General features: G+C 47.9%; 21 protein-coding genes and 1 pseudogene. 15 read left to right on the top strand and 7 right to left on the bottom strand.

Going from position 1 to position 26225, the window contains the following annotated elements; translation table 11 throughout:
* The first annotated feature begins 4 nt into the window (after positions 1-4).
* Genes ACKU40_RS13750 through ACKU40_RS13715 form a run of 8 tightly spaced genes read left to right on the top strand, consistent with a single transcriptional unit; the run spans position 5 to position 10194 of the window.
* The gene (locus tag ACKU40_RS13750) at positions 5-1024 is read left to right on the top strand and encodes a type II secretion system protein GspK (protein WP_320173366.1); all 1020 of its coding nucleotides are present in this window, start codon (positions 5-7) and stop codon (positions 1022-1024) included.
* A 13-nt stretch (positions 1025-1037) separates the two neighbouring features.
* Positions 1038-2384 carry a PilN domain-containing protein gene (locus ACKU40_RS13745; protein WP_320173365.1) on the top strand — a complete coding sequence of 449 codons (1347 nt, stop codon included), beginning with the start codon at positions 1038-1040 and terminating at the stop codon, positions 2382-2384.
* Positions 2381-3928: a type II secretion system protein GspM gene (gspM, locus tag ACKU40_RS13740; protein WP_320173364.1), complete on the top strand. Its 1548-nt coding sequence runs from the start codon at positions 2381-2383 to the stop codon at positions 3926-3928. Before ACKU40_RS13745 ends, gspM begins: the two co-directional genes overlap by 4 nt.
* A gap of 9 nt (positions 3929-3937) precedes the next feature.
* Positions 3938-4810 (top strand): PDZ domain-containing protein, encoded by an 873-nt coding sequence (locus ACKU40_RS13735; RefSeq protein WP_320173363.1) that lies wholly within the window; start codon positions 3938-3940, stop codon positions 4808-4810.
* A 54-nt stretch (positions 4811-4864) separates the two neighbouring features.
* Complete coding sequence (locus ACKU40_RS13730) at positions 4865-6463, top strand: secretin N-terminal domain-containing protein (RefSeq protein WP_320173362.1); 1599 nt, start codon at positions 4865-4867, stop codon at positions 6461-6463.
* A gap of 13 nt (positions 6464-6476) precedes the next feature.
* Entirely contained in the window at positions 6477-8069 is a 1593-nt protein-coding gene (locus ACKU40_RS13725) for a GspE/PulE family protein (protein WP_320173361.1), read from the top strand.
* 15 nt (positions 8070-8084) lie between these two features.
* Positions 8085-9311, top strand: coding sequence for a type II secretion system F family protein (locus ACKU40_RS13720; RefSeq protein WP_320173360.1), 1227 nt, complete (start codon positions 8085-8087; stop codon positions 9309-9311).
* Between the two features lie 58 nt (positions 9312-9369).
* A complete protein-coding gene (locus tag ACKU40_RS13715) occupies positions 9370-10194 on the top strand; it encodes a DsbA family protein (protein ID WP_320173359.1) in 825 nt (274 codons plus the stop codon).
* A gap of 40 nt (positions 10195-10234) precedes the next feature.
* On the opposite strand, the pseudogene ACKU40_RS13710 reads toward ACKU40_RS13715, so the two are convergent.
* Both ACKU40_RS13710 and ACKU40_RS13705 read right to left on the bottom strand, forming a co-directional pair.
* Positions 10235-12379, bottom strand: a pseudogene (locus ACKU40_RS13710) (EAL domain-containing protein).
* Between the two features lie 270 nt (positions 12380-12649).
* Positions 12650-13456 carry a protein phosphatase 2C domain-containing protein gene (locus ACKU40_RS13705; protein WP_320173358.1) on the bottom strand — a complete coding sequence of 269 codons (807 nt, stop codon included), beginning with the start codon at positions 13454-13456 and terminating at the stop codon, positions 12650-12652.
* A gap of 104 nt (positions 13457-13560) precedes the next feature.
* Between ACKU40_RS13705 and ACKU40_RS13700 the strand changes: the two genes are divergently transcribed.
* Positions 13561-14850: a glycosyltransferase gene (locus ACKU40_RS13700; RefSeq protein ID WP_320173357.1), complete on the top strand. Its 1290-nt coding sequence runs from the start codon at positions 13561-13563 to the stop codon at positions 14848-14850.
* 29 nt (positions 14851-14879) lie between these two features.
* Here ACKU40_RS13700 and ACKU40_RS13695 read toward each other — a convergent pair whose 3' ends face one another.
* A complete protein-coding gene (locus tag ACKU40_RS13695) occupies positions 14880-16283 on the bottom strand; it encodes a sigma-54 dependent transcriptional regulator (RefSeq protein ID WP_320173356.1) in 1404 nt (467 codons plus the stop codon).
* The gene (locus ACKU40_RS13690) at positions 16283-18718 is read right to left on the bottom strand and encodes a DUF3365 domain-containing protein (RefSeq protein ID WP_320173355.1); all 2436 of its coding nucleotides are present in this window, start codon (positions 18716-18718) and stop codon (positions 16283-16285) included. The genes ACKU40_RS13695 and ACKU40_RS13690 overlap by 1 nt, the downstream gene beginning before the upstream one ends.
* Before the next feature lie 140 nt (positions 18719-18858).
* On the opposite strand from ACKU40_RS13690, the gene ACKU40_RS13685 reads away from it, so the two are divergent.
* The gene (locus ACKU40_RS13685) at positions 18859-19203 is read left to right on the top strand and encodes a hypothetical protein (RefSeq protein ID WP_320173354.1); all 345 of its coding nucleotides are present in this window, start codon (positions 18859-18861) and stop codon (positions 19201-19203) included.
* Between the two features lie 15 nt (positions 19204-19218).
* Here ACKU40_RS13685 and ACKU40_RS13680 read toward each other — a convergent pair whose 3' ends face one another.
* Together ACKU40_RS13680 and ACKU40_RS13675 are read right to left on the bottom strand one after the other, a co-directional pair.
* The gene (locus ACKU40_RS13680; protein WP_320173353.1) at positions 19219-19473 is read right to left on the bottom strand and encodes a hypothetical protein; all 255 of its coding nucleotides are present in this window, start codon (positions 19471-19473) and stop codon (positions 19219-19221) included.
* Positions 19474-19547: 74 nt separating this feature from the next.
* Positions 19548-21299: a putative sulfate exporter family transporter gene (locus tag ACKU40_RS13675; protein ID WP_320173352.1), complete on the bottom strand. Its 1752-nt coding sequence runs from the start codon at positions 21297-21299 to the stop codon at positions 19548-19550.
* Between the two features lie 612 nt (positions 21300-21911).
* On the opposite strand from ACKU40_RS13675, the gene ACKU40_RS13670 reads away from it, so the two are divergent.
* Both ACKU40_RS13670 and ACKU40_RS13665 read left to right on the top strand, forming a co-directional pair.
* Positions 21912-22559, top strand: coding sequence for a response regulator transcription factor (locus ACKU40_RS13670; RefSeq protein ID WP_320173351.1), 648 nt, complete (start codon positions 21912-21914; stop codon positions 22557-22559).
* A gap of 251 nt (positions 22560-22810) precedes the next feature.
* Complete coding sequence (locus ACKU40_RS13665) at positions 22811-23278, top strand: hypothetical protein (protein WP_320173350.1); 468 nt, start codon at positions 22811-22813, stop codon at positions 23276-23278.
* 120 nt (positions 23279-23398) lie between these two features.
* Here the strand turns inward: ACKU40_RS13665 and ACKU40_RS13660 are convergent, their stop codons facing one another.
* Positions 23399-23905: a hypothetical protein gene (locus ACKU40_RS13660; RefSeq protein ID WP_320173349.1), complete on the bottom strand. Its 507-nt coding sequence runs from the start codon at positions 23903-23905 to the stop codon at positions 23399-23401.
* Positions 23906-24313: 408 nt separating this feature from the next.
* Between ACKU40_RS13660 and ACKU40_RS13655 the strand changes: the two genes are divergently transcribed.
* From ACKU40_RS13655 to ACKU40_RS13645, 3 genes are all read left to right on the top strand, one after another.
* Positions 24314-25327 (top strand): transporter, encoded by a 1014-nt coding sequence (locus tag ACKU40_RS13655; RefSeq protein ID WP_320173348.1) that lies wholly within the window; start codon positions 24314-24316, stop codon positions 25325-25327.
* 62 nt (positions 25328-25389) lie between these two features.
* Entirely contained in the window at positions 25390-25563 is a 174-nt protein-coding gene (locus tag ACKU40_RS13650; RefSeq protein ID WP_320173347.1) for a hypothetical protein, read from the top strand.
* Positions 25563-26204 (top strand): cysteine peptidase family C39 domain-containing protein, encoded by a 642-nt coding sequence (locus ACKU40_RS13645; RefSeq protein ID WP_320173346.1) that lies wholly within the window; start codon positions 25563-25565, stop codon positions 26202-26204. The genes ACKU40_RS13650 and ACKU40_RS13645 overlap by 1 nt, the downstream gene beginning before the upstream one ends.
* Positions 26205-26225 lie beyond the last annotated feature (21 nt).

The following is a 26225-nucleotide window of genomic DNA, read 5'->3' as shown; positions in this document are numbered from 1 at the left end:
AAGAATGCTTAAGAATGTGACCGGACATACGAATGTTTCCGCAGAGCAGGGATTTGCTCTGGTGGTTACGCTGTGGGTCATGGCCATTCTGGGTATTATGGCTGCTTCGTTTTCTTATGAGGCTGTCTGCGAGACAAAAGTGGAAAGCTGGAGCAGTCAGGATCGTAGGGCTTACAATCTGGCGCGCGGCGGTGTTCACAGGGCGGCGGGGATTATCAGGGAACATGCCCGCGATCCCGTGCACAGCATCACGGATAAGTGGTTTTCCGGGGAGACTCTATACAAGGATATCAAGTTCGGGCCGGGATATTATTCCATTATTCGTCCTGAGCCGGGAGCTGCGAAAAAGAAAAAGTCAGGCAAGGATTCCAAGGCCGCTAAGGATGCTGAAGTTTTGAGCTACGGCTTTATTGATGAGGAGTCGCGTCTGAACATCAATGTCGCCACCATGTCACAGTTGCAGGGGTTTCCTAATATTTCCAACGTGCTGGCCTCGAACATTATCCTGTACCGGACCAAGAAACATGGCAAGGATGGCAAAGGTATCCCTCCGTCCGTGGCAATGGCTAAAGGTTTGGTCGACGGGCCGATCCGCAGTCTGGATGAATTGCTGCAGGTAAAGGGAATGACGCGGGATATTTTGTACGGCTCCTCCGGTGCAGAAGGTATTGCCGGCTATCTGACCTGTTTTTCATCGGGTAAGGTGAATATCAACACCGCCGGGAAGGAAGTGCTTCATGCAGTTGGGTTCACCACAGGGCAGGTCCAGAATCTGCTGGCCTACCGCCTTACGGGCTGGAAAGGTTTTGCCTCGGTGGCTGCGGCGCTGAGTACCTTGGCTGCGGCTTCTCAGAGTACTCATATTGAACCGTTTTTGGCTGTGCAGTCCAAGAATTTCAGCATGACCTGTCTGGCCGGATTTGTTCCGGGCAGGCAGGTCGAGCGCATTACGGCCAGAGTCAGTGTGGATAAGGATCAATTACGTTTCACCCGCTGGGAATCCGAATCCCTGCCGCGAATATGAACGGGGTTGTTCTATGAATTTAAAGAAGTTGTGCAAAATGATTCCGCTCCCCTGCCCCTTGGGGAAGAACGCCCGGATAGCCCTGCTGTTTGACGTACAGGGCAGTTGCGCATCTTCGCTTGAATATTCTTCCAAAGATAAGCAGTGGCAACCTCTAGCCCAACCGCCTGAAGCGGATAAGCCCAGCCCATGCGTTATGGTTTTGCCGTTGTCCGTGGCGGCCTTGTGTCGCAATCCTAATCCGGCCAAGGAACAGAAGGATGCGGTGGCAGATCTTGAGTCGGAAGCCGGTCAGCGTTTATTCCGTTCCCTTGAGACCGGAGGACGGGAAATCCGTTGTTACAGCGGCAACAAAGGCTTGAACGCAACTCTCGGCTGGATTTCTAACGAGTATCTGCATGGATGTCTGGATACAGCAAAGGAGATGGGATTTCAGGTTACGTCCATTGTGCTGCCTGAGTTCGACCTGAAGGTTTCCGGTCCGACCCTGCTTATGTCCCGTGAAAACGGGGAAACCCGTCTGTGTTGCATTCATAAGAAAGTCCCCGTGATCTGGGAGGTTGTTCCTGACGTAGGCCCGTCCTTGGAAAGTGCTCTTGGGGTGGTTCTCGCTCAGCTTGAAGCGGAGGAAAAGCCGAAGCCGGAAAGGGTGGTGCTTTGGATTCCTCCCGGCGGATCAGGGGAACCTGACGGTTTTGCAGAGCTGATTGAAAAGGTACTGCCCGGTATCCCGCTGGAACAAGTTCGGTCCTATGAAGACTTTTTGCCATTGCTGCGTATGAACCGCACCAAAAGCTCATTCCATGAAAGTCTTGAAGAGTGGAAGCGCATTCCCCTTACGCCGAAAGATTATGTGCGTTCGGGGCTTGCGATTGCGGGTGCTGTTGCGGGCTGCCTGCTGCTCTTCTTCGCCGTGATTCATATGAATACTCAGGATGCCAAGGTCCTTAAGCAGGAAGCGCATAAGATTTTGTTTTTGGCCAAGCGGACTGATCTGGTGACAATGGAGATTCGGGAATATGTACGCCGTAACAATGATATTTTAAGATATACGGTGAAGAAGCCCTTTGTTTCCCATGTGTTCCGCGATCTGGGTGATTCTGTTCCGGCTCAGGTGAAGCTGGACACCATGCGTCTTGATCAATCCGGCAAGATCACCCTGCAGGGGGAGGCAAAAAGTGAAATCAGCCTCATGGCACTGCTGGAAAATTTGAGCAGTACAGAGATTTTTTCTAATGCGGTGCTCTCTTCCATGAGTAAGCTGGATCAAGGGCAGGGATTCCGTTTTGTGGTGGAACTTGAATTTCCCGCTTGGCAAAATTTTTTCAAGTCCAAGAAGAAGCAGGAGGAAACGCAATGAACATCCTGCTTGCCTTCTGGAACAAACTTGATCCGCGTGACCGCCGTGCTTTGGGCATATGCCTGATTTTTCTGCTTTCCGTAGTGCTTTATATGGGAATTTTGTCTCCGCTAGGCAATATGTATGAAGCCACGGTTCAGGAACAGGTTGAGTTAAAACAGGAAATTCAGCTCAACACTCCCAAAGCCATGGTTCTGCCTGACCGGGAAGCCAAGTTGCGTCAGGTTAAAGATGAATATGAATCCCTTAAACGGCAGTTGGACCTTGTTGACCGCAGGGATTGGAGCTCTTCGGATATTTATAATGAAATCCGGGACTATGCGTCTATCACCGGGGTTGTCATCAAGGAAATGCGTCCGCTTTCGCAAAAGCATAATGCTTTTTTGAGCAGCCAGCCCATGGATGTGACTTTCAGCGGTTCTTTCACAGCCATTGAGAAATTCATTTATTATCTGGAGACCTCTCCGCAGGTCTTTGTTGTTTCGGAAATTTCACTGACCGGTAAGAGCGGTGCCATGCAGGGCGGTCTGGTCGTCAGCAAGTTTTCCATCCCGGCCAAGGCAGATTCCAAGATGCCGGATCATGCGGTCAGTCTCGTGCTCTCCATGCCGCCTTGGATCGGGTATGCTCCTTTTGAAATCGCCCGTCACAACGGATGGCTTCATTCGAACGGTACGCGCGTCGAGTGCTATTTCTCCGAGCATGAAAAAACAAATTTTGAAAAATTATATGCCGGAGAAATCGACGGTACTGCTACCCATGCACTGGAGCTTGTACAACTCCTGACCAGAGGGGTGGACCTGCGCATAGTGGCTCCCTTGGCGCAGTTTAAAACCGGGGATGTCCTTATGGTTGCCGGAAATTCGGCTATCAAAACTGTGCAAGACCTGCGCGGTAAAACCGTTTTTGTTCAAACAGGCGGAACTGCTCATTACTTTCTGTATGAAGTTCTCAAAAAGAACGGCATGTCGCTTTCGGATATTACGGTGAGTGATATGTCCCGTGAAATTGTGGCGCAAAGTTTGAGAGCTGGCCTTATCGAAGCCGGGGTCACCTTTGAACCATTTGTCAGCCGATTACAGAAAATGCGCATTGCCAGACCTGTGGCGGGACCGTCCGAGGTGGATAACTGGAGTCTGCAGTTTCTGGTTCTGCGCGAAGATGCTTTGTCAGGTAACGGTAAGGCGGTTGAAACCCTCATTAACGGTTTTTCCCGTGCAGTGCGCTGGTGGCAGGAAAACCCGGACGAGGCCGTACAGTTCCTGAGCGCCAATAATCCGCAAGGAGTTTCGCAGAATACCATCGATGAAGTTATGAAGAGTGTCCGCTTTCTTACTCCTGAAAAGGCGCGGGCTTATTTCTGTACCGAGCCGGAAGTGGACAACTCCATGGATGAATATTTCAGGAAATATGAGGACTTTTTTAAGCAGGAGCTCGGCTATGAAGTGATCGTTCCCAAGGCAGATGTCCTTGATTGGAGTTATGCCCGCAAGGTGTACAATTGTACTGCGCGTGCAAACGCTACGCACGGGGCAGGGGGCTGATCCATGGGCATGGAAAAATATTTACATAAAGCTGCTGCGGATGTTTTTTTCAGGCTGGCGCTTATTGTCGCATGCCTGACCTTGCTCGGTTCCCTGATTATTCTTTCCCTGCCTGAACCGCAGCCCGGAGCAGTAAATTATGTGGATGCCACACGTGATATTCCGCCTCCTGATCCGCTGACCTATCCCTACTATTCATTTTTTACCACCAAGCGCCGCCATATCTTTCAGTATGGACAGCTTAATCTGGTGCAGCGTTCCTACAAGCGCACGGCCCCTGCCCTGCCACCAGGACCGGATGTCTCCGGCTTGTCACTTATGGCGACTATGCCGGGAGAAAAGAAATCATATGCGATTATCAGCGGTATTAACGGCGGTGCTAGCACTCTGGTTACATTGGGTCAGACTGTCAGGGAGAGCATTCTTGTGGAAATTGCTTCCAACCATGTGACCCTGGCCCGAAATGATCAGAATGTGACCTTGCCTATGAATACCGTCTGGGATGAACAGGCTGAAAGTCTGCTGAGCGAGTCCGGAATTTCGAAAAGATCCGGGGTTTCATATACGCTGGCAGTTCCTGCGGACGTGGAAGGCAAAGACGGCACAGCTAATGTCAAAGGACTGGGAGTGAACCTTGTTCCGCTCACTGAAATGGAGCGCAAGGATATGGGACTTAATTCAGGACGTGGATTGAAAGTGACCCGCGTGTTACGCAAGGATACAGGTTTGCTGCCGGAGGATTTGCTTCTGGCTGTTTCCGGAAGTCCCGTAGGTTCAATTGCGCAGGTCAGTGATAGATTGAAAAGCAAGATTGGCAAGGATGTGTTTCTGACAATTATTCGTAAAGGAAAACCTATGAATGTGAACATCACGCTTCCCTGATTTGCTGGGAAACTTAACTGGTCCGCATTCAAGAAAGATAAGACGAGAGAATTCATGATGAGACTTGCCCGCAAAATAGGATGGTTTGTCGTTCTGGTAATGATTTTTTCCGTTGTTGGGACGGGGGTTGGGGTTGCCCAAGCTGCGCCAAAAGGGGAAAATCTGATTGAGATAAATTTCCGGCAGACGGATATCATGGCTGTGCTGGAATTCTATTCGCATCTCATGGGCAAGACATTTATTCCCAACCCTGAGCTTAAAGGTCCGGTTACGGTTATCTCACCGAAACCCGTGACCAGATTTGAAGCCCTGCGCTTGCTGTATTCCGTGCTGGATATGAAAGGCTATACCTTAGTACAGCAGAGCGGTTATTATAAGATTGTTTCCAAAAGTATGGCTGTGCATGAAGGGCTGAATGTTGATTCCATAACTGTCGGCGGAGACCAGATGGTCACCGAAGTCATCATGCTCAAGTACCTGAAAGCTGCAGACGTAATAGCTGATTTTCGGCAGATTCTGTCACCTGAAGGATCAATTTTTTCAGGTAAATCCAATAATTATATCGTCTTCACAGATACTGCCGCCAATGTGAACAAGATTAAGGAATTGATCAGTCACATTGATATGCCCGGTTCCCTGCCGTTATCAAAGACTTATTCCCTGCAGTATATTGAGGCCAAGACAGTGGCTCCGATGCTGACCAAGCTTTATAGCGAAAAGGTAGGCAAGGTTAACCAGAGTACTGTTCAGATTCTTTCCATGGATGAGACAAATTCCCTCATCGTGCTGGCCCCGGAAAGCGTGCATGACGATATCACTACAATTATATCCAAGCTTGATGTCCGCACCATGCAGGTCTCCATAAAGGCTTACCTTGTTGAGGTTACCTTGACGGATGAAACCAAGCTCGGTTTTGAGTGGATGTTCTCCACCAATGCGGACGGTACCGACCTCAAGGGAGCATTGGATTTCGGGCATATATTCGATCCTACCGGAATAGCCAATACAGCGCAGGAGGCTTTGAAGTTTTCCATCATCAATTCGGATAACTTCAAGATGATGATGAACTTTTTTGCCTCTGACGATAGTGCCCGCGTGGTTTCCGCGCCGCATATAGTGGCTTTGGATAACCAGAAGGCGAGTATTGCCGTGGGTACGGAAATACCTATTCTTAAGCTGACCCAGACTTCGGTGACCTCCCAGCAGAATGTAATCAAGACCTATGATCACCGTAAATTCGGCATGCAGCTTGATATCACGCCCACCATCGCGGAAAACCGGGACGTAACTCTCAAGATAGACCAGACCCTGTCCAGCCTGCTTGCTGACGACACTGATCCTGACAAGTGGCAGTCCACGGACCGTGCGGCTTCCACCACCGTGCTGGTCAAGGATGCCCAGACTCTTGTTATCGGTGGCCTCATGACAGTTAACAGCGCCCTTGACAAGAAAGGGGCGCCTTATCTGCGGAATATGCCCGTGCTTGGTCCTTTGTTCGGTTCTCAGGATGATTCCATGACCAAGTCGGAACTGTTGTTGTTCCTGACTCCATATGTAATTGCCACACCTGATGAGGCTGATGCGATGAGTGGCCTGCGTAAGGCTCAGAGTCCCCTAGCGGTGGACGAATTCGGTTTGATTTTCGACCTTTAGCACCGGAAAGATTATGCAGGAAAATGAAATCAAACTCCTACCGGCAACCTTTTACGACCTTTCCTCTCCCGACAGGGCCAGAGGATGGTGGCAGCGGGTCAGGCAGGCCGGGGAATCAGAACAGGATGCGCTGCGCAGTACTGCGGAGTTGCTTGGTCTGGAGTGGATGGAGCTTGATAAAACCTATCTTGCCGAGCCGGGAGTGGTGCAGCTTGTACCGGAGAATTTTGCAAAGAACCATCTGCTGCTGCCTTTGGCAAAGGAGCAGGACGGAGTGATGAAAGTGGCTGTTGCCACGCCTTTTCTGGGTACTTCAGTTTCTGAAATGGAGCAGGCTCTGGACATGACCGTGCATATGGTTCTGGCTCCGGCGGACAATCTTGTGGATGCTCTGGAACGTGCCTATTCCGGTGAAGGAATGGAGGGTGTTTTTACCAGTCTGGATGAAGACCTTGATTCATTGGATGATGTTGAGGACCTGCGTGATATGGCGCAGGCCGCACCTGTAATCCGGCTGGTTAATAATACTTTTCGTGATGCCATTGCTCAGGGGGCCTCTGATATTCATATCTCGCCCTATGAAGACGGTCTGGAAATCCGTTTCCGGGTGGATGGTATCCTGCATGTGGTTAATACCGTGCCCAGAAAATATCAGGCCGCGATCATTTCCAGAATCAAGATTATGTCCAATCTGGATATTGCCGAGCGCAGGATTCCTCAGGATGGGCGTATCCGCTTGAAGATGGAGCAGTCCGATTATGATATCCGCGTGGCATCCACTCCAACCGTGTTCGGTGAAGGCGTGGTCATGCGTATTCTGGATAAGTCTTCCATCAAGGTCGATATTTCAGACGTAGGTTTTGAGCCGGATATGCTCGAAACATGGAAAGCCCTCGTTCACCGTCCCCATGGAGCGATTTTAGTTACCGGACCGACCGGGTCGGGTAAGACTACCACGCTTTACGCCTCGCTGAATTACATCAAGTCACCGGAACTTAAAATTATTACCACTGAAGATCCGGTTGAATACCAGTTGCGCGGCATAGACCAGATTCAGGTTAATCCCAAGGTCGGGCTGACCTTTGCCGCGGCCCTCAGAAGTATTCTGCGTCAGGACCCTGATGTAATTATGGTCGGGGAAATACGTGATTTCGAGACTGCGGAAATAGCCATTCAGTCTTCCCTTACCGGACACCTTGTTCTTTCGACCCTGCATACCAATGATGCGCCCACAGCTATCACCCGTCTGGTGGAGATGGGGATTGCCCCTTACCTTGCTGCGCCCACCCTTGCCGGGGCAATGGCTCAGCGGCTTTTGCGCAGGCTGTGCAGCAATTGCAAGAAACAGGGGCCGGACGGTAAGTGGCAGGCTGTTGGCTGCGAGGTTTGCGAAGGTTCCGGTTACAAGGGCAGGCTCGGAATATTCGAGCTACTGATTAATACCCCGGCAATCCAGACACTCATCCAGAACGGGGCCAGTGCCGCGGATATCGGAGCGCAGGCACAGAAGGAAGGTATGCGCACTCTGCTTCAGGATGGACTTGTCAAAGCGGCCAAGGGACTGACCACGGAAGCGGAAGTGTATCGAATGGCTCAGGATAACTAGGTAATTGGAGCTCTTATGGTAAAGTTTACGTACACGGCAATCAAAGACGGGCAGCAGCTTACAGGAGATATGGAAGCTGTTGATGCCGCCGCTGTGCAACGTGAACTTTCCGGGCAGGGAGTCAGGGTTCTGCGTGTGGAACGCAAGGACGGCGGGTCAGGGGAAAATCCGAAAGTTAAGGGGAAGAGCCAGTCTCTTTTCGGCAAACGCATCAGCTATAAGCAGATAACATCTTTTACCCGCCAGTTCGCAACCTTGCTGGGCTCAAGTCTTCCTTTGGTACGGGCTCTTTCATTTCTGCGTGACCAGAATGAAGGCACCTTGCTGGGAGAGGTTATCGGGACCATTAATTCACGGGTTCGTGAGGGCATGCCCTTGTCGAGGGCCTTGGCTGAATATCCCAAATATTTTGATATACTGTATGTCTCCTTGGTGGCAGCAGGAGAGACCGGAGGAATGCTTGATCAGGCCATGGACCGGCTGGCTTTCATGCGTGAGGCTCAGGAGGACCTGCGTTCCAAGGTTTCAGGGGCCATGATCTACCCCGCGATTATGTTTATTGCCATGGTCGGGGCGATTATCACCATGATGCTGCTTGTTGTTCCGAGGTTCGCTCAGATGTTCTCAAGCATGGGCCAGAAACTGCCCGTTGCCACCCGTTTGCTCATCGCTATCTCGGATACTCTGCAGCAGACTTGGTGGTTGCTGCCCCTGTTTCTGCTTATCGCTATCCCGACATGGAAGAAGATCGGTTCCACCCCCGGCGGACGCATGCAGATTGATAGTACCAAATTAAAGATTCCGGCTTTGGGGCCTATCGTCATTCAGGTCAGCATGGCTCGCTGGTGCCGTACTCTGGGAACTTTGATAGGTTCGGGGGTTCCGCTTTTGACTGCACTGCAATCCAGCGCCGGAGTTACCGGAAACGTGGCTGTCTCAAAAGTTGTGGAGAAGGCCACTGCCGAGGTTCGTGAGGGCAGCAAGTTGGCGACTCCGCTCAAGGAAAGCGGTATTATCCCGCCATATGTTACTGAAATGATTTCCATGGGTGAAGAGTCCGGTTCTTTGGACTCCATGCTTGGAAAAATAGCTGAACATTATGAACGTGAAGTGGATCAGTTGGTTAAAAATCTCACTTCGCTTCTTGAACCGGTGATGATTCTGGTCATGGGCGCGGTGGTCGGATTTATTGTTATGGCAATCCTGCTGCCGGTTTTCCAGATGCAGCTGATGGCAGGGTAAATATTTTTAGGTAGGTTTTTATATTGTGGGCATTTCTCAAAATGGATGGAGGTATTCCGTGTTGAAGCGAATTCTGTTGATTCTGTCGGTTGCTGTTCTGATTTCCGGTTGCGCTAATAAGCAGATGATTAAGGAGCAGATTGCCGAGGCAATCCGTGAAAACCCTGAGATTGTTCTGGATGCCATGCTTGAAAGAAAAATGGATATGCTGGTGATTCTCGAGCAGGGCATAAGTGAGCGCGAGAAGTTAAAGCGCGAAGCAAGGCTGGAAGCGGAAATACAGAATCCGTTAAATCCTCAAATTCAGGCTGAGAGGATTCTGCTTGGCAATGCTGATTCTCCTGTAACTATCGTTGAATATTCGGATTTTCTTTGCCCTTATTGCAGTAAGGGAGCAAGCGTGGTCAGTAAGCTGGCTCAAGATCAGCCTGAAAAATACAGGGTTGTTTTCAAGCATCTGCCCATGCATTCGAAGTCGCGGGAGCTGGCTCTTTATTTTGAAGCCATAGCCCTCTTTGATAAGGCAAAGGCTTATCAGTTTCATAATCTCGTCTTTGAGCGCCAGAAGGAACTTTATGATGATAATTCCGGTGCTGTGCTGAGCAACATTCTTGGCGAAGTAGGCGTTGATCCTGAACAGATCAGGAAAATTGCCAATTCTGCTCAGGTTCAGGAATATCTGCTGGCTGACGGAAAAGAAGCCGGAGAATTCAAGATAGATGCAACCCCTACATTCCTCATTAATGGTGTTGTTGTACGGGGTTACCTTCCCGTGGATATGTTTGAAAAGAAGGTAAACCTGATTCTTGAAAAATCGAATCAGAATGCAGCAGATGCAACGCAAGAAGGAGACATCTGTGAAGACTGCCTGAACCAGATGTGATTGGTTCAGGGCAGGTCAAAACAGATGAGGCCAGTTGTATTTAAAAGTCTGTTTTTAAGGTGGCTTCTACAAGTGATGCGAACTCTTCTATAGGTACAGGGGGGCTGTAATAGTATCCCTGCATAACCTCGCAGCCGAGCTCTCGCATGTAGTTGTATTGTTCCTGAGTTTCAATCCCTTCGGCAACAGTTGAAAGATCGAAGCTCTTGGCCAGAGACATTATAGCTTTCACCAGTTTCTGGTCTGACTTGTTTTGTGGCAGCCCCGCAACAAAGGACTGATCTATTTTTAAAGTATGCATGGGCATGTTCTTCAGATGCGACAGTGATGAGTAACCTGTTCCGAAGTCATCGATAGATAATGTAATACCAAGTCTGTCCAGCTTCTCAAGTGTCTTCTTGGTTTGTTCAATATCGTCCATGACAGTTGATTCGGTTATTTCCAGTTCAAGGCAACTGGGAGATATTGCCGTCATGGCAATAATATCCATTATGTTTTTCATCAGTTGTTTTTGCTTGAACTGCCGTAAGGATAAATTCACCGAAACCTTTAAATTGGTGCCAAATCTCTGGTTCAGTTCTACCGTATCTAAACAGGCGGCTTCAAGTACCTGCTCGCCTATAGGTACTATCAAGCCGGTTTCTTCAGCCAGCGGAATGAATTCAGCCGGAGAAATAATGGTTCCGTCCGGTTGTATCCATCGAACAAGGGCTTCCATTCCGACAATTGTATTGTCATGCAAATTCACCTTTGGTTGATAGTAGACGGTAAAGCCGTTGCTGCTGGCTGTCTGCCTCAGCTGATTCTCCATGGAAATTCTGCGCAGTGCTGACTTTGTAAGGCCCGGAGTGAAAAGGTGGTATCTGTTTCGGCCCTCTTGTTTGGCTTTATTCATAGCTGTGTCGGCATTTCTTACCAAAGAATAAGGGGTCTCACCGTCATCGGGATATAAGGCAATGCCAATGGAAGGTGTAATGGTGAATTGATGCGAATTAACATTAAAAGATTGTGCAAATAAACTAATTAATTTGTCTGCCATGACTGCTGCACCATGCTTGTCCTGTAGATCCGTGAGCATGATGACAAATTCGTCTCCTCCGATGCGGGAAACGGTATCCTTTTCATTGATAAATTCTCTTATTCTGGTCGCAGCTTGTTGTAAAATAGTGTCTCCGATGACATACCCAAGAGAATCATTAATGTTTTTAAAATTATCTAAGTCTATAAATAGTAATGCTATACAATTATTGGCCTCCTTTGAAGAGGCTATTGCCTTACGTATACGATCTATGAGTAGTGTCCGGTTGGGGAGTCCGGTAAGAGCGTCATGGTATGCCTGATGTTGTATTTTTCTTTGGCTGGCTTTTGCTTCAGATATATCCCTAAATACAGCAATATAATTAACAACTTCACCATTTACGTCAGTGATCGCTTTTATTGAAATCCATTCAGGAAAAACTTCTCCGTTTTTTCTGCGGTTCCAAATTTCACCTTCCCACATCCCCTTTGCTTTAATCTATTTCCATACTCCTTTATAAAAAGAAGGTTTATGCCGGTTCGATTTAAGTATGCTGGGATTCTGCCCTATAGCTTCCTTTTCAGAATATCCTGTGATGTGGGTGAAAGCGTCGTTTATGTATCGAATATTATTGTTACTGTCAGTTATAGTCACTCCCTCTGAGGAATGTTTGAATACTTCTGTCGCGAGGTTGAGTTGTTCTGTCTGCTGGTCGACTGTTTTTTTTAGTTGGTCTTTAGCTTTTCGAAGTTCTTTTTCGTTGTTTTTCTGGGAAGTAATATCTCTTCCAATGCTGTTAAACCATTTAATTTTATTTTCTGAGTCTTTAATGGCAGTTATTGTCCATAATACATAATGAAAATTGCCGTTTTGATGTATCTGTCTATTAATATATGAAAAGCTTGAACTCGAATCTTTCAGCCAATTATTGAAGGCTTGCGCTGTTGCCGCCTTGTCTTCATGGTGCACAAAATCAAATGCAGAAAGCCCAACACATTTCTCAGGGCTAAGCCCGTAATATTTTTGCGCAGAAGGACTAACGTATAAGAAACGACCATTAGTACCCACTTGCGTAAAGAGGTCATCAGTGTGCTCAATGAAGTCTTTAAATGTGAATCCTTCTTCAGAAAAAAGCGGACGGATATTTTTCGAATTATTTGATTTCATGATTAAAAATTACATGTGCTAATGGTGTGTTTTGTCCCGTTTTCTCAACCGAATGAACTAAACATCTTAGAAATTATGTGGTTTGATTCATGCTTGTGTCAAGGGAGGATTGGGAACATCAAGCCAAACGAGCCACATATGCGAAGGATTGAATTATTTTCAGAAAAATGCCGGGCTGAGACAGGAGTTAACGACGAGAATAATATATTGTCTCATTGCAAAAAATATATTTTTGCGGCTTTCAGGAAAGAAAATTTTATTCATAGGTAATCACAGGGTAATGGCGATAGCTGCGATATCATCATGGGTTTTGAAGCGGGGGTAGGTGCAGCATCTGCGATCGGTAGCCTCGATGCTGCGGATATGGTCCCGAAGCCCCTTGAGTCCTGACTGACGGAATAGATAAACCTGTTCGCTGTATGCGCGCTCTTTCCACGGTTTTTCATTGGGTATAAGCAGGCCGTCTGTAAACAGAAGAATGCTGCTTACATTGATCAGCTCATGGTTTCCGGTTTTGAGAAAATTTATTGCTTCAGGTTCGCCATTGAAAACACCGTAATCAAGATTCATGCGGCAGCGGACTTTCGCGATCTGGTCATGCAGGGCCACTCCGATGGGGTCCTCTGTAGACGGGCCTACTTCCTTCCACATGCTCAATGTTTCCATATCCTGATCAGCGCACTGGCAAAGGAATTCAAAATCACCGTTTTCGTAAATGCATACTATCCGGCAATCACCTATCTGAGCCCATTCCAGCATATCACCTTTAACGCGGACAACTGCCGCGCTGGTACTCCAGAGGTTTCTCTTGCTGGATAGATTGACCTCACGCTGAACCATTTCCTGTCTGATTACCCGGTTGGCCCTTTCAGCCAGCTCCTGCATGGTTCCGTGATTCTTGCGGAATTCTTCTCCGGCAAGGTTGGAAGCCAGAAAACCGCCCGTGTGGCCGTTTTCGTATGTTTCGGAACTCAGACTGGTGGCACCGTCGAACACACCGAAAAGATTGTCCTCCATGACGAGGCAATCTTCGTTAATGACTCCGGTGCCGTGCTCTATGAGTGACTCAACCTGCATCTTTGTCCCATAGCAGGAATTTAAAAATCATATCAAATAGCTAAGTTCTATTGCTTGAGCTTGCATCTATCGAAGTGTTCGATATAAATATGGGGTAATCGTCAATGATGAGAAGGGATATTGACCGGATCGTGAAACATGCCTATGCCTTGGATATGAGAATCCTTCATCTTTTAAGCCAGATTCCCGACGCCACAGGCAGCGGCAAATATGTGCAGGAAATGATCCTGCAGAGCCTGAATCGCGGGTATAAACCATTTCTTGTGGCAGGTGTACCCAAGGGGTTCAAACTCGAAGATACGCCGCTTGCCGGAGTAATCGAGCCGGATCATTGCCTGTTTGTGCGTTTTGAAGACCGGGATCTTGATTTTAAGGTGGTCGGTATGAGCGATGTCATGCCTTACCCCAGTACTGTCTGCTCCGAACTGGGAGCGAAGGAAGTCGCTGCATATCAAAAGGAGTTCGGAAAGGTTGTAGCCAAGGCGGTTAAATCATTTTCACCGGACCTGATTCATTCGAATCATTTGTGGATGGCAACAGCTGCAGCCAGACGGGTCGCGCCGGACATTCCTCTGGTCACAACCTGCCACGGCACATGTTTGCGTCAGCATCACTTATGCCCTGAGCTGGGCCGCTCCTTATTGGCTGATCTGGCTGGCATCGACCGAATCATTGCCTTGTTTGAACAGCAGAAACAGGAAATTCTGAAGCTTTTAAACATGCCTGAGGAGCGGGTGGCAACCATCAGCGGCGGATTCAATCAGCAGTGCTTTTATACGTGTTCTGATGAATCTGGTCAGGATACAGTGCAAATTCTTTACGCAGGTAAGCTCAACCGGGCAAAGGGCGTTCCTTGGTTGCTTCGTTGTCTGGCTGACCTCGATGACCTGCTGTTCCATCTGCATCTGGTGGGCGGGGGCAGCGGCCCTGAAAAGCAGCAATGTTTGGACCTTGCCGCTCAACTGGGTGACAGGGTTACAGTGCATGGCGTTCTTTCACATCAGGAGCTTGGAAGCCTGATGCGCTGCGCCCATATTTTTGTCCTGCCCTCATTTTTCGAAGGACTTCCGCTGGTCCTGCTTGAGGCATTAGCCTGCGGCTGTCGTATAGTGACCACGGATTTACCCGGAGTTAAGGAATTGTTCTCCGGGCAATCACGGCAGATGGTCCGTATGGTTAATCTTCCTCCATTACAGACAATTGATTCCCCCCGTCCTGAAGATGAACCCTTGCTGGATAAGTTGCTTCAGGAAGCTCTAGCAGCCAGCATCTGCGAAGTGCAGGAAAACGTAGAACCTGATTTCACCGCAATTACCAAGCTTACAGCCCCTTACACATGGGCTAATATTTTTCAGAGGATTGCGGCAGTTTATGATCAGGCTCTTGCACGATAATTATTCCACAGAATCCGGGGATCTGCTGCTTAATCCCTTTTAAAAAGGGAAGATTTAAGATGGAATCTGGCCATCATCTTCTGCACGGCCACTCGGGACAGATCGGAGTTACGGGCTGCTTCTGAAACATTGCCGCCGGTACGGGATAAAAGATCGCTTATGTAGCTTCTGCTGAAACTGTCCACCAGCTGCTGTTTGGCTTCTTTGTATGGCAGGGAAGACATGGAGTCGCTTCCGGCATCCGCTGACATCTTACCCTCGGCCAAGTCGACAGCCAGCATGGTTATGGATTCCCCGGTGCTGAATACTGCAAGCTTGCGCATGGTGTTTTGCAGCTCGCGGACGTTGCCGTTCCAGCTCTGTGCACTTAGGTGTCCAACAACAGCCGGATCAAGGTTTTTTTCGGGCAGCCCCAGTTCAATGCAGGCTTTTTGCGCAAAATAGCGGGCCAGTAAAGGGATATCTCCAGTTCGCTGTTTCAGAGGCGGCAGGTTCAATGGGAGTACATTCAAGCGATGATAGAGGTCTTCGCGGAAAGTTTTTTCAGCTACGCGCCGGGGTAGGTCCTGATTGGTGGATGCAAGAACCCTTACGTCGATGTTCTTTGAGCAGTCTGAACCGACAGGGCGGATTTCTCCTTCCTGCAATACGCGCAACAACTTGGCTTGGGTTTCCAGCGGGATATCGCCGATTTCATCGAGCAGGATTGTTCCGCCGTCAGCACGCAGGAAAAGTCCTTCGCGGTCATGGTCAGCTCCGCTGAAGGCTCCTTTAACATGACCGAAAAGTTCACTTTCGAGGAGATTTTCGGGGATGGCTGTGCAGTTGACCGTTACATAAGGCTTATCCGCACGGGAACTCAGGTCGCGGACCATTCCGGCTACCAGTTCCTTGCCCGTGCCGGAGTCGCCCATGATCAGGACATTGTAGTCAGTGCGGGCTACAGCTCCGATGGATTGTTTCAACTGCTGCATGAGCGGGCTCTGGCCCAGCAAACGGTCTTTGTGCTGTTCAATCTGCGCTCGCAGCAGTCTGTTTTCCTCAAGTAAACGGCTTCGTTCCAGCCCTTTGCTGATGACCCGGAACAGGTTTTCCTGCTCAATGGGCTTGGTCACGAAATCGTAGGCTCCGGCCTTGAGCGCATCTACTGCCGTCTCCACTGTTCCATGTGCGGTAAGCATAACCGCGGAAAGTATGTCATTTTGCGCAAGTGCGGTTTTTAAAAGTTCAAGACCGCTCATTCCGGGCATTTGCAGGTCGCTGACCATCAGGCTGATCTGCTGTGAATTGAGCACAGCAAGTGCCTGCTCGCCGTTGAAGGCAGCGAGGACTTCATTTTCGGGGAAGGCTACTTCAATCAACCTTTTAATTCCCCGGGCAAAGTCTTCCTGATCGTCAACTATCAGTATCTTCTGTTGGTGTATTTCAACCATTATTCATCCTTAGCAGTGAGGGGGAATTTGAGGGTGAACACGGCGCCGGACAATTCTCCTTTGTCCTCATCACCGTTTTCCACTTCAATGGAACCGCCTATATCGCTCATAAATCCAAATACCACAGCCAGTCCAAGCCCGGAACCTTTGTTTACTTCCTTTGTGGTGTAGAACGGGTCGAAAACATATTGCAAGTCTTCCTGTGCGATTCCGGGGCCGTTGTCCATGATTTTGAATACGACCTGTTCAGGTCCTTCCATAGCTAGGGAGACCTTTAACCTGCCCTCATTTTCCGGCACTGCGTCGAGGCCGTTTAAAAGCAGGTTGGCAACAATATGTTCAAGGGCTTGCGGCTCAACATTGAGCTTAGGAATTGATTCATCAAGGTCAAGCTCTATTCTAGCGCCCTGCTTATCTGCCTGAATGCGGAAAACATCGGCTACTTCACGGATGATCGCGGAAAATTCGGTTCCGGTTGCCGAGGAGACCTTTGGACGGGCGAAGTTTAAGAGGTCTTTCAGTACGGTCTGGGCCTGTCGGGTGTGTTTGAGGATGACTTCAATGTCTTCCGCACTCTGGCCGCTGGCCCCTTTTTTCAAGAGTTCAGCATAGCAGAGAATTACTCCCAACGGATTGTTGATTTCATGGGCCAGCCCTGCGGAAAGTTTACCTACTGTGGCCATTTTCTCCGCCTGAGTCATCTGGGCCAGCATTTTTTTCTGGCTGGTTGTTTCATGGACGTAGACAACCACCCTGCGTTCATGGGGATTTTCCGTATGGTGAATGGGGTAGATATTGATTGCAAAAGAACGGCCTTCAGGAAGTGAAACTTCCCGTGAAAGGGCTTCGTTCATAAGCAATGATTTGGAAATACCGCAATTCGCTGAATCTCCCCAGCCGTGGCAGAGCAGGCTTACAACCCCTCCGTCCGTGATGCAGCCTTCAGACAGTTCTTCCCCAAGCTTGCGTGCGGATTCGTTGGCAACGATGGGAGCTCCGGTTCCGTCTGCAAGCAGAAGCGGATCGCTGATACCCTCGAATATCGATTGCAGGTTGGTATTGTGGCGCACAATGCTGTTCAGGGCGGAAATACTGTCCGCCGCAATCCCGAGCTGGCGGCCGATGGCCCGTAGTACTCCACGGTCTTTTTCACGGAAGGACGAACCTTCCTTGCGGAACAGGCAAAGCAGACCCTCAGCACTACCCGAAGAAGATTCCACGGGAAGATAGGCCCGGTCACCAAGGATGAGCGAAACCGAGTTGGTCAGCAGTTCCACCCAGTTGTTCGGTAGTTCCGGGCGTTCAGTATTTTCCGGTATGGAATAGAAATTCTTGCTGGAGAATGTGCAGACATATGCAGTCCGTTCAAGATTGAATCTCTTGTGGATCAGGGGCAATGCTGCTTTCCATAATTCTCCGCGTGACTGGCTGCTGCTTGATCCGGCCAGAAGCTGCACAAAGAGTTCTACATCTGACTGGCGGGCAGAGGCTTCCTGTTCGAGTTCAACGGTCCGTTCCTCGACCATATGTTCGAGGTTGGAGGCATAGTCCTGAAGTCTCTGGCGGGCATCGAACATGTAATCGCTGAGTTTTTCAATACCTCCGATCATCTCGCCTATTTCATCTTCCTGTTCCACTTCACGGAATAGGGCAACTCCCTTTTCATCGCTGAAATTGCGGCGGAAGTTGGTGGTCAGGATGCGGATGTTATTGGCTACGATGCGCTTGAAAAGCATGTTGGTGGCTCCGAGGTAGAGGAGTACCGCCAGCAGGAAAACTCCAATGTAGCTCATTATGGTCTCTTGGATGTGAGCCACGGATGCACTGACCGGCAGGCCTACGAAATCAATGCCGCCGACACTGTCCTGTGTGTGGTTGAACCCGCGGTTTCCGTAAAGTTCAATCAGCTCCACCGGGGCATCTTCGATTTTACCGTGACAGCGCAGGCAGCTCTTTTTGAAGACAGCCGGGCGGGCCATGACAAAATTCTTTTCGCCTTTGATATTTTTATAGCCTTCCCAGAGTTTTTGCTGCGGGTTCTTGCGGAAATATTCAATCAGTTCCAGCTCGATTCCTTTTGCTTCATAGGCGGGATTGCGGGATTTTTCAGCTACCCGGCGATAGGTGAAGGTTGACGGCTCGTTCTCATCACGGGCCATGATGTTACGGGTTACAAATGAAGAAGACATGGCCTGAATGATGAATTTCTCCTGCAGTTCTTTGTACATCTGCGGACGGAGCACGCCGCGCACGTAATTCTGCACTGAATCCACCTGTCCGAAAACCATACTCGCTTTTTCGCGTACAACGTTTTCGAGTACTTGGCTCATGTGAGTGGAAAAGCCCGCAAAAAGAGCGCCACAGATGACCAGCGAGGTCAGGATGAGGCTCAGCAGAAATTTGCTTTGAATGGAGTATGGTCTGGGAAGTTTCATATTTTGCCGCCTGTTCAGGACAGTACAACCGGGGTATCCGTTGTCAAGTCCGCAATCCTTGACCGTAATCGACTGCGATGGTTATTATCTTATTAAATGGGGTGTTTTTTGGGGCGGACTGATTAAGGGCAGGGGGAGCCATGAACAGTTTAATCCTTTTTTTTACAGCGGTTCTGGCTGGGGTCATCAGTGCGGATATGTTTGTCCGGGGCTGGAACGGATTTCTTGAATGTGCTGCTTCTCTGGTTCTCTTTTTTCAAAGGAAAATTTCTGCAAAGACTTTTCTGGCCCGCTTGGGCGGATCATTACCTGTGACCATTCTTTGTTTTTTACTTCTGATACTTTGTTTTAAAGTCTACTTTTCCATTCTGGGATTAGGATCCGGCGAGCTTGAACAGCTAGGTTATTTTTTCGGAGCTGTTCCCCGTACCGGGTATTACCTGATCAGTGCGGGGAAGATGATCGATACCATGTTCAAACCCTGATCATAGAACCGGATCCTATTCCGGGCCGGGTCCGTGGGGCAGGTATTCCATAGAGCTGCGCGCATTGTGGTCTGCATGCCCAACTATTTCCACGTCGGTGTAGTAGAATTCACCTGTTTCAATATCTGATTCAACAACGAAATCCGCCAATGTGCGGAAGGCCGGGGTTGTGTCTATGAGCATGGGACCTGCCACAAAGACCATGGCCCAGATAACGGAACATGTGGCGAAGAAAGAAATAATTCTGAGGCTGAGAGTTTTATTTTTCATGATAAGTTCCTCGTTTTAGGGGGCGGAGGGAAGCGACTTGCGCCTCCCTCCTTTGGTGGGGAGATTTCAATTGTCTAGATTTTGGAAGTAATGTCCGGGAAGACCACGTAGAACATGAGGTAAGCCATGAGCAGGGTCAGGCACAGGTTGAGGGACTGGCCGCATACGTAAAGGATGAGCGGCTTTCCGCCTTTGAAGTAGTGCTTGAGTTCACGGAAGTTGGTTGCCAGTCCGATTGCTGCAAAGGAGAGGCAGAAGAACCAGCCGCGGAAGATGCGGGAGAAGCCGCGCAGTACACCCTGGTCGATCATGGTGAATCCGGCGTCGGAACCGAGAGAGGTGTAGACGATGGAGAAGATCACGGATGCGGTCAGGAATCCGAGCACGAATTTGGGGAAACGGTGCCAGATTTCCATGGCGTGTACTTTCTGTCCTTCAACAGCTTCAACCTTGGTTGCCCAGTAGATTGCAATACCGAATGCGGTCACACCGATAAGTACGTTCTGGATCATTTTGATGGTCGCTGCCACGTAAAGAGCCTTTTCGGAAAGGAAGGCTCCGGCTGCTGCAACAGCACCGGTGGCGTCGATGGTACCGCCCATCCATGCTCCGCCGAGAATAAAGGGCATTCCGGTACCCTTAATGATGGCGGGCATGACGATCATCATGATGGAAGTAAAGACAAGGGAAAGGCCGATTGCGAGGGTAAGTTCCTCTTTCTTGGCCTTACATGCCGCCGCCGCTGCAATAGCTGCGGAAGTACCGCAAACGGACATGTCAGCGGAGATAACCATATTCAGGGTCTTGGAAGGCATCTTGATAACTTTCTGACCGAAGATGAAGGTAGTGATCAGAACAACAGGGGTTACTACCCATGCTACGAAGATACCGGGAATGCCGATGGCGACGACCTTGTTGAACAGAACTTCCGCACCGAGCAGAACCAGTCCGGTCTTAATGAAAAATTCAACCTGCAAGGCTTTTTTAGCCCAAGTCGGTGTCCCGATGGTGTTGGAGATGACCAGACCGATGGCAATAGCCCATGCAGCGTAACCGATACCGTATTGCTTCATGGTTGCCTGACTGGCCATAAGGTAGGAAGCTATGGCAACAGCGAATACCAGAGCGAAGCCTTTGAGGAAGGGCTTGGCGTCACCGTCGATGAAACGCATACCTATTGCGAAGAACAGTCCGAAACCGACCATGAGTGCCAAGAGAGACGGAATCAGGTTGTAAGGTTTGTTCTTGATTTTCTTTTTGGCGGAACTTTCTTTAGCGCGCAGTTTCAGCCAGGATTCAATGGATGAGGAAGCTGCGGTGTTCAGACTTGCATCCTTAAAACCGGCCTGTTCTGCTTTCAGCTGGGCATCAAGCGCGGCTGTCTTTGCAGCAGCAGCTGCGCCCTTGGCCTTTTCATACTTGGGCATGGCTGCAGCGTTTTTGGCATCAGCCTGTTCCTGAGTCTGGATAAAAGCGTCCAGAGGGTTGGTTGTCCATTTCTGGGGTTTAGCCATGAAGCCATCAATGGCCTTACCTATAGAGGCGTCTTTGGCCTTGATTTTTTCTTTTGCGGTCTGGGCTTCGTACCATGCCACGGTCTTGAAGGGAGCACGGGCGGCTTCCTCGGTCATGATCGCGTTCTGCTTGGCGAACTTTGCTTCCATATCCGCAGGCTTGTTGTTGAAGAAGATTATCGCGCCGACGGTCAGGATCAGGAATCCCAGCCAGATGGCCCAGTAATCTTCTTTTTTCCAGAGGTCTGACCAAGAGCTCGAAGCCTTGTCGACCACCACGTCGCTATTCTGATTAACTGCACTTTCTGCCATTTCTAACGTTCCTCCAAAAGTATTTTGCAAAACAGGCCTAGACCTGCGTGTGTCCGTAGGCATGCTATAGGCAAAAGACGGGCCAGAATTTATGTCTTCTTAAATTACTGAAAATAAACGACTATTGTTTGTGGGGGTGATTACTTGGGCTTGCAGTTGCCCTTCGTGTACTGCAAAGTGACGTTTGCAGTTGAGGATTGCGCGACAGGCAGTGAATAAATATTTGGATAAGGAAAGATCCTCACTATATGGTCAGGCCAGACTTTATTGTTGACATATATGTCTGAGGGAGCGTATTAGCCGGCCTATAAGACGGGGGCTTGTTTTTTGTTGCAGCCGAACGATAGATAATATTGGAAACTTTTTTGTTTTACTCGTCCTCACGGAGATAGGGAAAGACTCTCATTTTATCCTCAATAATTTTAATATTTGATGGTTCTCACAGTAAGTTAAGTCAAGAATCTGGTCCTGGCCGTTAGCAATACTTTATAAATAATACGTGTGAAATTTCTATGGATAGCATCAGTATTTATTGTAGATACTGATGGTAATTCCTTGCGTCTTGTGGACTTAATATAAGCTTAATATATTAAATAAGGGATTTATATAGCTATGGAGAAAGATAGAAGATTTATTGTTGTTGATGACCATCAATTGGTCCGTAGTAGCTTGAAAGCAATAATAGAAAAAGTAGATGGATGGACGGTAATCGCAGAAGCCGAAAATGCTTCGTCTGCTATAAAGCTGTGTCATGAAGTCACTCCCGATGTAATGCTTGTAGACATATATTTACCAGAGCCTGACGGACTGAAAGTTATCGAATGTGTAAAGGGGCTTAATCCTGATATTCGGGTAATGGCGGTCACAGCTCTTGTGGACGATGAAAATGTACTCGCAGCCTTGAAAGCAGGAGCAGACGGATATTTAGATAAAAGCGAGACTCAGGATAATATTGCAAAGGCTATTCTTCGCGTAACTGAAGGTGATCCATATTTCAGTCCTAATGTTTTGCGCATTATGAAGGAAGGTTTTCTGAAAGGAAGACCAAACGAATCTGGAGATCATTTTGCAGAACTCACTAAGAGGGAAAAGGAATTGGTAGGGTGTATTCTTGAAGGGATAGTTAAGGAAAAAGAGCTTGCAGCACATCTATTTATTGAGATCAAAACTGTGCAGAAACATAAAACCAACATTTATCGCAAGCTCGGAATTTCAAGTCTGCATGAACTCTTACAGATAGGCGAGGAGGCAACTTTCTAAGTTGTCGTTAACCCTGCAATTGATATGTGCTATTTAACTATTAAGTTGTGTACGTGTTGCTCTAATATAAAACGGTGGGTGTAACTCTACCTGTTTATAATGAGGGCTCTTATCTTTGCTCTAAAATGGCTTTTGCGTAGTGTTTTCAGGATGATTGTTGGCTTATGTGGGGTGTGAAGCGTTAGCCAAATCGTTTCAATCGGCTTGAGAACTGCTATTGGAAATTATATAAACCTATAAAGGAGATAAAGATGAGAAAAGTATTTATGATAGCGGCACTTTTCAGTCTGCTGCTCATGGCCGGATCCGCTTTTGCTGGGAACGCCATCCTTGATTCTCTGGAAGCACAGGGCGCTCAAACTGTTGCCATGGCTGACCAGGAACTTGATCAGGTTCGTGGTACTGCTGCCATGCCTATGACTTTGAATGGTGTCCGTGAGCACCATGTGACTTACAAGGGCTGGGGAAGCTATGGAGATTACCGCTCCTATAATTATATGGGTTCCAGCTTCACCCCAGGATCAAAGGTATTCAAAGGGAAAAAAGTTGTCGGTGATTATTGGCAGGCAAATGATTCTTGTAGCCCGAATTCATGGCAGTCATATAGGTCTTACACTAAAGAATATCTTTATAGAGTAGTAACTGCTTCTGGTGGTATAACTTCTACTGGCTTTCATTCTAGTAGCTGGAACAGACCTGCCAGTGTTTATATGTGGTAGAGATTTATCCTGTTAGCAGTTCTAAGTAATTTCATTGGCACCCCCGTCCTTTTAGGGCGGGGGATATATTTGTGCGTGTTGACGTAAACATTCATTTGATCATATCAGCATTTTTGTAGATTAGTTCAGTCGATCTACCTTAACATCCAGAATATCCATTAACTCTTGTATGCGTTTACTGTTGGGATCATCAGCGAACATTTGATGAAGATCTCTTTCAAATTTTTCTTGATATTCTTTTGGCATTTTTCCCAACTTTTCCCCGGTAATATCATGTTTCTTTAAACATGCATCATAGATACGAGTGAGTTCTTTATCGTATTCTGGCCAAGCTTGCGTTTGTTCTGCTGTGGCAGTTTGTTTATAGACTGGGCCGTATCTGCCGACTTCTGTGACCAGTATGCGGCAATCAGGGACATACTTGATAACTGAATCTGGAAAATAAACCCCAGCTTCAGGGTCGTAACCTGCATCCTTCTGCGCTTTTCTAGCCTCCTCCGAAATCGTAACGGTATCGCCTTGGGATTTATTCGGAACAGTCTTCTCATTTGCTTGTGTGGAAGAATTATTACGTGTCTTTTGAATTTGATTTGCTTGATATGCACTGGTTGCTGCTGAAATGTTCATACATGTTCTCCTTAAATAAAAATTGAACGCCCCTTATTTTGGGATCATTTCTCTTGTAAGGAAAAAGTTTCCCTGTTCGTTAAATCAAGCAATGCATATGCCAAGGATGTGATTTTTTGACTAACTCGTACGAAAGAGTAGGGGAGGCGCGTGCATGGCTGACCCCTCTTAATCTTTTGAATACTCTTTTTCCCACTTTAATCTGATTATTGACTCTTGTGTATTCATGTCCTTTGCTAAATACGAGTACCTACCAAAATAGAATGCGCCCTACTTTTTGCCTGCGCATGTGTATTTTATGAAAGCCTTGATGTAATCAGTGCATCTGTCCGATCTCAGATAGTGAGTTAATAGTTATAATTATTATTGTAGTCAGAAATTCTAGATTCTTCAATTTGGTGAGTAGGTATGAAAAGAATATTGATCGCTTTTATTTTTGTGTTCTGTTTAGCAGTAGAACCTGTTTTGGCAGATTCTGTAATCATGAAAAACGGAGATAAAATTACAGGTGACTTGATTACGTTTCATGGTGGAATATGTATTTTTAACACTATCTACGGCTCAACAGCTAGGATAGAATCAAAAGACATTGCTGTAGTTACCACCGATAACGAATTTAATATTGAATTTAAAAGTGGTGAAAAGATTATCGGGACACTACAGCATGATGGAGATGGAGGGAATATCGCCCTGACTAAAGGCTTCGGCCACATTCGTCTTCAACCTGATTCCATTGTATCCATGAGCCGCAATTTCCCTAATGCTAAGAATGATAGCGGAGATGATTCAAAAGAGAAAAATGATTCTTTTGGAGAAGAACAGGAGAAAGAACCTCCATTGGATTTTCTGACTGGGACAACAGTATTGTTGCAACCGGGACAAATGGAGCTGGAGACCGGGATAAGCTATAAGTACTCACGAACAAGTTATTCCATGATGCAGGTGGGGTACTTTCAAAGAGCTGCACATACGGCCAGAATGCTTCAGCTGGATGCAACGTTCAGGGTTGGAGTCATGGAGGATATGGAAGCATGGCTGAATGTTCCCTTTACATATACAAGTGTAGATGATGTTTCTACCAATGAATTTACCCGCAGTGACAGCAAGGCAGGGCTGGGAGACATCTCGTTTGGAGGGCAGTATCTGCTTGTTCGTGAATCTGAGAATACCCCTTCAATTGCAGCGACATTAAGTGTCGGTATTCCTACCGGGGAAAAACGGTACTACGAGCCAAGCTCTACATGGAAAGACCCCCTGAACAATAGCAGTGGGCATTGGCGTATTACTCCCGGGGTATCGGTTGTACAGACCTTGGATCCGGCAATTGTTTATGGTGGGGTTAATTTAAATTACGCGCTTCCGGACACCATAGACGGTTATAAATTGAACCCGGTTGGGGGATTTCCAGTTATGCCGGGTTAGGTTTTGCACTTAATGAACAGCTCTCACTGGGATCACGCCTGACCTATTCCTATTACGCACCAATGAAAGCGGATAATGTTGAGATCAAAGGTTCGGAGACTGAGCCGCTTGATCTCTCATTTTCAGCCTCTTACCGTATTGCCAGTAATCTGACTCTGACACCTGAATTGACTTACGGTTTGAATGATGATGCAGGTGCTCCCCTTCTCTCATTGAGAGCTGCATGGAAATTCTAATGAGGTGTTTCTGTATTCTTATTCCACTTCTGATGTTTGTTGCATTTCCTGTTGTTTCGATAGCCGGATCTCCATACATTTCACTGCAGTCAATGAAGAAATTGAGTATGAAAGGCATTGAAAAACAAACACTTGATTATTCCTGCGGTGCTGCTTCTCTGGCTTTGCTGTTACAGAATTATTTCAGTGATGTAATAGATGAGAAAACTATCCTTGCCGATATAACTCATCGCCTTTCTTTGGATGAATTAAAGGTGCGCATTGAGGAAGGGTTTTCAATGCTGGACTTGAAGGAAGCAGCTCAAAGACTGGGATACATGGCAGACGGGGTTATGTTAAAACCTGAGCATGTTAAATTGCTTAAAGGTCCAATCATAATCCTTTTGCACAGGGAAAAGACAAATCATTTTGTTGTTCTTAAGGGCTCGGAGCAAGGGCGGGCTTTCATTGCAGATCCTGTGAGGGGACATGTCAGGGTACCGCTCCGGTCTCTTTGGGCAGAGTGGAAAGGTGAGACCCTTGTCGTAGGTCGAGCTGGATTTGGATTACCAACGAAGCATGGGCTTACTTGTCCCAAAGGAGGCCGTGTGGCACCAGAAATGGAAACAGCTCGGTTTATGCAGTCCTTGCGGGTTTATTGATTCATAATACATAAAGCTTTT

Source organism: Maridesulfovibrio sp. (assembly GCF_963666665.1).
Classification (GTDB): domain Bacteria; phylum Desulfobacterota; class Desulfovibrionia; order Desulfovibrionales; family Desulfovibrionaceae; genus Maridesulfovibrio.
The sequence above is the reverse complement of the archived record's forward strand: the minus strand, read 5'-3'. Positions and strand labels throughout refer to the sequence as shown.